9 protein-coding genes and 1 pseudogene are annotated in these 8,088 nt (G+C 61.7%); 2 read left to right on the top strand and 8 right to left on the bottom strand.

The window, feature by feature from the left end; translation table 11 throughout:
* Positions 1–114: 114 nt before the first annotated feature.
* From A462_RS31930 to A462_RS31960, 8 genes and pseudogenes are all read right to left on the bottom strand, one after another.
* On the bottom strand, positions 115–1,194 hold the full coding sequence (locus A462_RS31930; protein WP_003212528.1) for a sigma-54 interaction domain-containing protein: 1,080 nt from the start codon (positions 1,192–1,194) through the stop codon (positions 115–117).
* Positions 1,195–1,293: 99 nt separating this feature from the next.
* Positions 1,294–1,959, bottom strand: a complete 666-nt coding sequence (locus tag A462_RS31935; RefSeq protein ID WP_008430208.1) for a methionine ABC transporter permease — start codon at positions 1,957–1,959, stop codon at positions 1,294–1,296.
* Positions 1,956–2,702, bottom strand: coding sequence for a methionine ABC transporter ATP-binding protein (locus tag A462_RS31940; RefSeq protein ID WP_008430202.1), 747 nt, complete (start codon positions 2,700–2,702; stop codon positions 1,956–1,958). Before A462_RS31940 ends, A462_RS31935 begins: the two co-directional genes overlap by 4 nt.
* On the bottom strand, positions 2,699–3,493 hold the full coding sequence (locus A462_RS31945) for a MetQ/NlpA family ABC transporter substrate-binding protein (protein WP_003212522.1): 795 nt from the start codon (positions 3,491–3,493) through the stop codon (positions 2,699–2,701). The genes A462_RS31940 and A462_RS31945 overlap by 4 nt, the downstream gene beginning before the upstream one ends.
* Before the next feature lie 14 nt (positions 3,494–3,507).
* On the bottom strand, positions 3,508–4,545 hold the full coding sequence (locus A462_RS31950) for an isopenicillin N synthase family dioxygenase (RefSeq protein ID WP_008430201.1): 1,038 nt from the start codon (positions 4,543–4,545) through the stop codon (positions 3,508–3,510).
* Positions 4,546–4,631: 86 nt separating this feature from the next.
* A pseudogene (locus tag A462_RS31955) lies at positions 4,632–5,150 on the bottom strand (thioredoxin family protein); the annotation flags it as partial.
* Between the two features lie 77 nt (positions 5,151–5,227).
* Complete coding sequence (locus A462_RS0132220) at positions 5,228–5,407, bottom strand: hypothetical protein (protein ID WP_032898529.1); 180 nt, start codon at positions 5,405–5,407, stop codon at positions 5,228–5,230.
* A gap of 11 nt (positions 5,408–5,418) precedes the next feature.
* A complete protein-coding gene (locus A462_RS31960; protein WP_008430200.1) occupies positions 5,419–5,661 on the bottom strand; it encodes a DUF2790 domain-containing protein in 243 nt (80 codons plus the stop codon).
* Between the two features lie 217 nt (positions 5,662–5,878).
* On the opposite strand from A462_RS31960, the gene A462_RS31965 reads away from it, so the two are divergent.
* Positions 5,879–6,619: a response regulator gene (locus A462_RS31965; protein WP_003212510.1), complete on the top strand. Its 741-nt coding sequence runs from the start codon at positions 5,879–5,881 to the stop codon at positions 6,617–6,619.
* Entirely contained in the window at positions 6,616–7,920 is a 1,305-nt protein-coding gene (locus A462_RS31970; protein ID WP_003212508.1) for an ATP-binding protein, read from the top strand. The genes A462_RS31965 and A462_RS31970 overlap by 4 nt, the downstream gene beginning before the upstream one ends.
* Positions 7,921–8,088 lie beyond the last annotated feature (168 nt).

Raw genomic sequence — 8,088 nt, 5'->3', positions numbered from 1 at the left:
ACAGGCGGGGCAGAGCGCTTTGGTTACTTTGCCGCTTTTGCAAAGTGACTCGCTGTAAGAGCGAAACCATAAGCAGCCGTTACCGAAGAAACGGATATGTACATCATCAAAAAATCAGGGTTTCACCCGCCCCTTGAGCATCCCATGATTCACCAAAAGCGTCCGCATGGCATTGCGCGTCACCCCCAACAACTCCGCCGTACGCAACTGATTAAACCCACAAAACGCAAACGCCTCCCGCACGATCAAATCCTCGATATCGTGCAACAACGAATCCCCCGGCACCTCGAACAACCGCAGCAACTGCTCCCGCACCACCTCCTGCGGAATCCTCGGCGCCCCGCTGTTAACGCTGGCATGCATCGCACTCAGCCCCGCAGAAAACTTCAAGTGCGACGGCATGATCGGCCTGTCCCCAGCCACCAAAAGCGCCAGGTGCACCACATTCTCCAGCTCACGAATATTCCCCGGCCACGGATAATCCAGCAACGCCTGGGTCGCCGACTCCGACAACATCGGCTCAGCGATTTTCAGCCTGGCACTGTAGAGCCGCCGAAAATGCTCAACCAACGGCAGGATATCCAGCGGCCGCTCACGCAACGGCAACACCTGCACCTGCGCGACGTTGATGCGATAGAACAGGTCAAGGCGAAAGTTGCCCGCCTCCACCGCCTGCTCCAGGTCGATGTTGGTGGCCGTCACCAGCCGGATATTGATCTTGATCGGCTTGCGCGACCCCACTCGCACCACTTCCTGCTCCTGCAATACCCGCAGCAGCTTCACCTGCAACGGCAGCGGCAAGTCACCGATCTCATCGAGGAACAGGGTCCCGCCATCGGCTTCTTCAAACCAGCCGATCCGCCGCCCCGAGGCCCCGGAAAACGAGCCGGCCTCATGCCCAAAAAATTCGCTTTCCGCAAGGTTCTCGCTGATGGCCCCACAGTTCACCGGCACAAACGCACCGGTGCGGCCGCTGGCGCTGTGGATATAGCGCGCCACCAGCTCCTTGCCGGTGCCGGTCTCGCCATTGATCAACACCGGCGCTTCACTGGGGCCGACACGTTGCAAATATTCGAGCAGTTGCAGGGAACGCGGGTCGGCAAAAACCAGCGCCTTGGCGCGAATCGACAACGGGTCTTTTTCGCCTTGGGGTAAAGTCAGGATCGGCGTGGGATGCCCGTGGGGACGGTTCATGAAGAGTATTTCCCGGCGACGAGGTGAAGGTACGTAAGGGAACTTTACTCAGTCACGCATATAACTAGAAATATTAAAAATTCATTAGTACATAACCGTTTATCGACGATGCGCCAGCGACCTCACGCAACGATCCCCCAGGCTTTGCACGCCCTGGACCAGCACCACCAACACAATCACCGTCACCACCATGATCTGGTTATTGAAACGCTGGTACCCATAACGAATCGCCAGGTCGCCCAGGCCGCCACCGCCAATCACCCCGGCCATGGACGAAAAGCCGATCAGCATCACCAGGGTCAGGGTCAACCCCGCCAGCAAGGCAGGCAGCGCCTCCGGCAGCAGCACCTTGAAGATCACGTGCCGAATATCCCCGCCCATGGCAACGATGGCTTCGATACGCCCCTTGTCCACTTCGTCCAGCGCGTTCTCGACAATCCGCGCAAAGAACGGAAAGGCGCCAATGGTGATCGGCACCACGGCGGCGGTGCTGCCCAGGGTGGTGCCGACGATCAGCCGGGTCAGCGGAATCAAGGCAATAAGCATCACCACAAAGGGCAATGAGCGGCCCAGGTTGATCACCGCACCCAGCACACGGTTCACCCGTGGCAGCGGGAACAGCCCGCCGCGGCGACTGACAAACAGCAGCACCCCCAGGGGCAGGCCGATCAGCAAGGTAAAGACCGCCGCCAGCAGCACCATGTACAGGGTTTCGCCAGTGGCCGCGAGCAGCAGTTGCAGGATGTCGTTCCAGTCCGTTTTCATACTGCCCTCACCGCTGGCAGGCTGGGGGCCAGTGAGCGGCCCAGGCTTGAGGCGGGATCGGCCTGCAATTGAATCAGGCTGCCGCTTTCCACCACACGCCCATTGGCCAGGGATACCGCGCTGTCGCAGATAGCCTTGACCACATCCAGCTCGTGGGTGATCAACACGATGGTCACCCCCAGTTGCCGATTGATACTGCGCAGCAGTTCCAGGATCGACGCGGTGGTTTCCGGGTCGAGGGCGCTGGTGGCTTCGTCCGACAGCAAATAATCCGGGCGCGCCGCCAGTGCCCGGGCGATGCCGACGCGCTGCTTCTGGCCGCCGGACAGTTGCGACGGAAAGGCCAGCGCCTTGTCACTCAGGCCGACCAGTTCCAGCAATTCCTTGACCCGTGCAACGCGCTCGGCCTTGGGCTGGCCGGCGATTTCCAGGGGCACCGCCACATTGTCGGCGACGTTGCGTGAATGCAGCAGGTTGAAACCCTGGAAGATCATGCCGATACGCTGGCGTTGCTGGCGCAATTGCTTGTCACTGAGCAGCGTCAGGTCCTGGCCGTCCATGAGGATACGCCCGGAGGTCGGGCGCTCCAGCAGGTTCAGGCAACGCAGCAAAGTACTCTTGCCCGCCCCGCTCCGCCCCACGATCCCGAAGATCGAACCATCGGCAATCTGCAACGACACGTTATCCAGCGCCGGCGGCTGGCCATCGGCGTAGGTTTTGCTGACCCGCTCGACGACGATCATTCGACAGCTACCGGAATCACCGAGCCTGCATATTTCTCGGTGATGAACTTGGCCACCTCCGGCGAATTCAGGTCCTTGGCCAGCTGTTTGATCCGTGGGTCGTCCTGCAATTTCGGGGTGGTCACGAGGATATTCGCGTAGGGATTGCCCTGGGCTTTTTCCAGCCCAAGGGCATCCTTGGCCGGTGACAGGCCGGCCTCGAGGGCGTAGTTGCCATTGATCACGGCGAGGTCGACATCATCCAGGGCACGAGGAATCTGTGGTGATTCGATCTCGAGGATTTTCAGGTGCCTGGGGTTCTCGGCAATGTCCTTGGGCGTTGCCTGGTCCTTGGCCGGGTCGTTGAAACCGGGCTTGAGCGTGATCAGGCCGTTGGCTTGCAGCAGGTACAGCGCACGGCTCAGGTTGGTGACGTTGTTGGGCACGGCCACGGTGCCTTTATCCGGCACCTGGGCAAAGCTGGTGTGGCGATGGGAATAGATACCCAGCGGCTCGATATGCACGGTGGCCGCCACTGTGAATTTCTGGCCGAGAGCCTGTTCCTGGGAGTGCAGGTACGGCAAGTGCTGGAAGTAGTTGGCGTCCACATCACCGTGGGCCAGCAGTTCATTGGAGTTCACGCCGTTGGGGATTTCGATGATTTTCAGCTGCAGCTGCGGGTCGAGCTTCTGCACGTATTCGAGGATTTGCGCGTGGGGAATCGGGTCCGCCGCCACACGCAGGGCCTCGGCGGCCTGCGCGTCGAAGGAGGCAATCAGGACGGCCAGGGCCAGGGCTGTTTTCTTGAGCATGGTGATGTTCCTTATCAGGCGGACAGGGCTTGGGGAATCGTGGCATCGGCGTAAAACCGTTGGGCGACATCCGGATGGGAACGCAGGCGGCCCTTGAGGTAGTTCCAGCCGACGTCCCGCAGCAGCGGGTTACGCGGGTCACTGGTGGGGCCGTGGGCATCGCGCAGCAACTCGGGCGGCAACTGATACACCGGCACCACCGCGTCCAGTTGCGCACCGAGGAAAAACGCCAGGGACAAACGCTCGCTGCCCAGGGGCGGCGATTCGACCCGGTGCACCGTGGCACGCAGGTAGCCGTTGGTGGCCAGTTCCAGCAACTCGCCGATGTTCACCACCAGGGTGTCGGGGCGCGGCGAGGCGTCGATCCAGCGGCCCTCCTCCACTTCCACTTGCAGGCCGGCCTGCTGGTCTTGCAGGAGGAAGCTGAGAAAGCCGGAATCCTTGTGGGCACCGACACCCTGGCGACTCTGCTGGGCGTGCCGGCCGGGGTAGCGGATCAGCTTGATGTGTTCGTTGGGCTTGGCGCCATACAGCGGGTCGAAAGCGTTTTCCGGCAGCGACAAGGCCTGGGCAAAGGCGCGCAACAGGCGCAGGGACATCTGCGTCATCGCCTGCTGCCAGGCCAGTAACAAGGGCTTGAGTTCAGGCAATGCGGCGGGCCATTGGTTGGGGCCTTGGAGGCGCGACCAGGCCGGTGAGTCCGGGCCCTGTTGCAGCGGCTCGCGCTCGGCGCCGAGGTCGAACTGTTCACGCAGGTCCGGCTGCCCCCGGGTGATCTCCGACGCGGCGCGGTTGTAGCCGCGAAAGTGTGGGGAGTTGATCATGCCGACAGCAAGCTTGTCGGCCTCCGGCAAGGCGAAAAACTGGCGCGCCTGCTGCTGCACCTGGGTGAGCAACCCGGCGTCGATGCCGTGGCCGGTGAGGTAGAAAAAACCGATATGCCGCGCAGCGTGGCGCAGGTCATCGAGAAACTGCCCACGCTGGGCCGGGCTGCCGTCGAGCAGCGCCAGGTCCAGCAGGGGCAAGGTGTTGATTGCCAGCGGGTGCGACATTGGGTGCTCACTCCATGAACAGGTACGTGGAGTGGTGAAGCTAAACGATCTAAAAAACCCGCAATAAATACCTTTTTGGCATTAGCTTAGGTTGGCGCGTTCGCCGCCCTGGCTTCTTCCAGCAGGGCCTGGATGACTTTCTCCTGATTGTCGTAGCGGCCCTCGCCGAAATGGCTGTAGCGCACTTTGCCGGTGGCATCGAAGAAGTAATGGGCCGGCCAGTACTGGTTATCGAAGGCGCGCCAGATGCGGTAGTCGTTGTCGATGGCCACCGGGTAATGGATGTCCAGCTTCTTGACCTGGCTGCGTACGTTATCCAGGACTTTCTCATAGGCGTTTTCCGGCGTGTGCACACCGATCACCACCAACCCGTCCCTGGCGTACTTCTTCGCCCACTGATTGACGTACGGCAGGCTGCGCTGGCAGTTGACGCAGTCGTAGGTCCAGAAATCCACCAGCACCACCTTGCCCTTCAGACCCTCGGCCGTCAGCGGCGGCGAGTTGAGCCAGGCCACCGCGCCGTCGAGGGAAGGCATGCGCTCATCGGACTGGCTGAAACTTTCGGCATCGACGTTGTTGATCAGGTAGTTCACCGCCTTGGGCACGCCGACCAAGGCAACCACCAGTGCCAACAGCAGCAGGCCTTTTGAGCGGCGCAGGTATCGGATGAAGTTCATGGGTGTCACCTCGTGGCCGGGGGTGTTTCGGCGCGTTTGCAAGCCGCGCCGTTTTGCGCCAGCGGCGTGTTCTGGAAGCAGGTTTCACTGCCGGTGAGTTTTTTCGCGGTGGCGGCATTCACATCCGCCGCCACACCCGCCATGGAAAACGCCAGGGCACTGAGAAAGCTGTTGAGTGGGGTCATGGCCGGTCTCCTCAGCTGCCTTCAAGGCAATTGCTGGAAAATTTGCGGTAGTCGAGGACGTGGCGCTGGCCCTCGGAATCGAGGTAGGTCAGGTGCGAGTTGACGATGCCGCACAGCGCGCCACCGGACTCTTCGGAGATCGACAGCACCTGGTGGATATCCGGCTGGCTGGCGGTGGTTTCGGCATGGGCGGCAATACTCAGGCCAGTGAGTAAGGCAAACAGGTAACTGGCATAGGCAGCTTTGATAGTCATGGGTGGTTCCCCGGGGGTTTCAAGTGGGCCGAGGCGGATTACCTCGATGGGCTCATTTGAACCTTGCGAGGTATCCGGATTGTGTCGGCCAGGCCCGGATTTTTGCGTCGATGTGTATCTCGTCACCGCCAGATACACTGCAATACAAAGGGCACAAGGCAAGCCCGCCGCCAGTGGCTAGACTGCGCATCAATGACTAATCAACGAGGAAGGCAGCATGGATCACGTCGATCACATTCTGATTGTCGATGACGATCGGGAGATCCGCGAACTGGTGGGCAACTACCTGAAAAAGAACGGCCTGCGCACCACCGTGGTGGCTGACGGCCGGCAGATGCGCAGCTTCCTCGACACCACGCCGGTGGACCTGATCGTGCTGGACATCATGATGCCCGGCGACGACGGCTTGCAGCTGTGCCGCGAACTGCGGGTGGGCAAGCACAAGGCCACGCCGATCCTGATGCTCACCGCGCGCAACGATGAAACCGACCGCATCATCGGCCTGGAAATGGGCGCCGACGATTACCTGGTCAAGCCCTTCGCCGCCCGTGAACTGCTGGCCCGCATCAACGCCGTGCTGCGCCGCACACGGATGCTGCCGCCAAACCTGGTGGTGACCGAAAGCGGCCGGCTGATCCGCTTTGGCCGCTGGCGCCTGGACACCACCGCCCGCCATCTGCTGGACGAAGACAACACCCTGGTGGCCTTGAGCGGTGCCGAATACCGTTTGCTGCGCGTCTTCCTCGACCATCCGCAACGGGTGCTCAACCGTGACCAGTTGCTGAACCTGACACAGGGCCGGGACGCGGACCTGTTCGACCGCTCCATCGACCTGCTGGTCAGCCGCCTGCGCCAGCGCCTTTTGGACGACGCCCGCGAACCGGCCTACATCAAGACCGTGCGCAGCGAAGGCTATGTGTTCTCCCTGGCCGTGGAAATCCTTGGGGACCCGGCATGACCCTCACGTTCCGCTGGCCGCGCACCCTCGCGGCGCAACTGACGGTAATTTTTATCGTCAGCCTGCTGTGCGCCAACGCCCTGTCGTTCAGTGCGCAGTTCTATGAGCGCTACATGAGTGCCCGCAGCGTAATGCTGGGCAACCTGGAAAACGACGTATCGACGTCGATCGCGATCCTCGACCGCCTGCCCGCCGCCGAGCGTGCCAGCTGGCTGCCGCGCCTCGACCGCAACGCCTACCGCTACCTGCTGAATGCCGGCGAACCCGGCGAGCCGATGGCCAGCGACAACGTGCCCATGGCCGCGACGTCGATTTCCGATGCGTTGGGCGAGCACTACCCGCTGACGTTCCGCGACATCCCGGGCCTGCAAAAACACTTCCAGGCGCACCTGACCCTGGCCGATGGCAGCCCGGTCACGATTGATGTCTATCCCAAGCCGATCCCGTTTGCGTTCTGGCTGCCGGTGGTACTGGTGCTGCAACTGGTGGTGTTGCTGGTGTGCACCTGGATCGCCGTGCGCATCGCCATCCGCCCGCTGACACGCCTGGCACGGGCAGTGGAAACCCTCGACCCGAATGCCCGCCCGACGCCGCTGGACGAAACCGGCCCTACCGAGGTGGCGCATGCGGCGGCGGCGTTCAACGAAATGCAGAAGCGGATTGCCGAGTACCTCAAGGAGCGCATGCAGATTCTCGCGGCGATTTCCCATGACTTGCAGACGCCGATCACCCGCATGAAATTGCGTGCCGAGTTCATGGAGGACTCGGTGGACCGGGAAAAGCTCTGGAGTGACCTGGGGGAAATGGAGCATCTGGTGCGCGAGGGCGTGGCTTACGCTCGCAGTGTGCATGGGTCGACCGAGGCCAGTTGCCGGATCGACCTGGATGCGTTTCTCGACAGCCTGGTGTTTGATTACCAGGATATGAACAAGCAAGTGAGTTTGACCGGTAAAAGCGCGGTGGTTTTGGATACGCGGCCCCATGCATTGCGCCGGGTGCTGGTGAACCTGGTGGACAACGCGCTGAAATTTGCCGGGGAGGCGCAGTTGGAGGTGGGGTCGACGGCGGCGGGTGAGCTTTCGATCAAGGTGCTGGACCGGGGGCCGGGGATTGCCGAGGATGAACTGGTGCAGGTGATGCAGCCGTTTTACCGGGTGGAGAGTTCGCGTAATCGTGGCACTGGTGGTACAGGGCTGGGGTTGGCGATTGCCCAGCAACTGGCGGTGGCGATTGGTGGGGAGTTGACGTTGAGCAACCGGGACGGCGGGGGGTTGTGTGCGCAGGTTCGGCTGGAGCTGTGACGGGCGGTGTGTATATCCATTATTTGGGTGATGGCTTGTATCGGTTCCGCTCTTACAGCGGCTCACTTTTGAACAGCCGGAATGCCGGCCCAGTCAAAAGTAAGCAAAACGCTCTTGCCCCACCACTCGGCTCCTCGCCTAGGCTCGGAGTGCCCTCACTCCGGCTTT

It is taken from the genome of Pseudomonas sp. Ag1 (assembly GCF_000278565.1).
Classification (GTDB): domain Bacteria; phylum Pseudomonadota; class Gammaproteobacteria; order Pseudomonadales; family Pseudomonadaceae; genus Aquipseudomonas.
The sequence above is the reverse complement of the archived record's forward strand: the minus strand, read 5'-3'. Positions and strand labels throughout refer to the sequence as shown.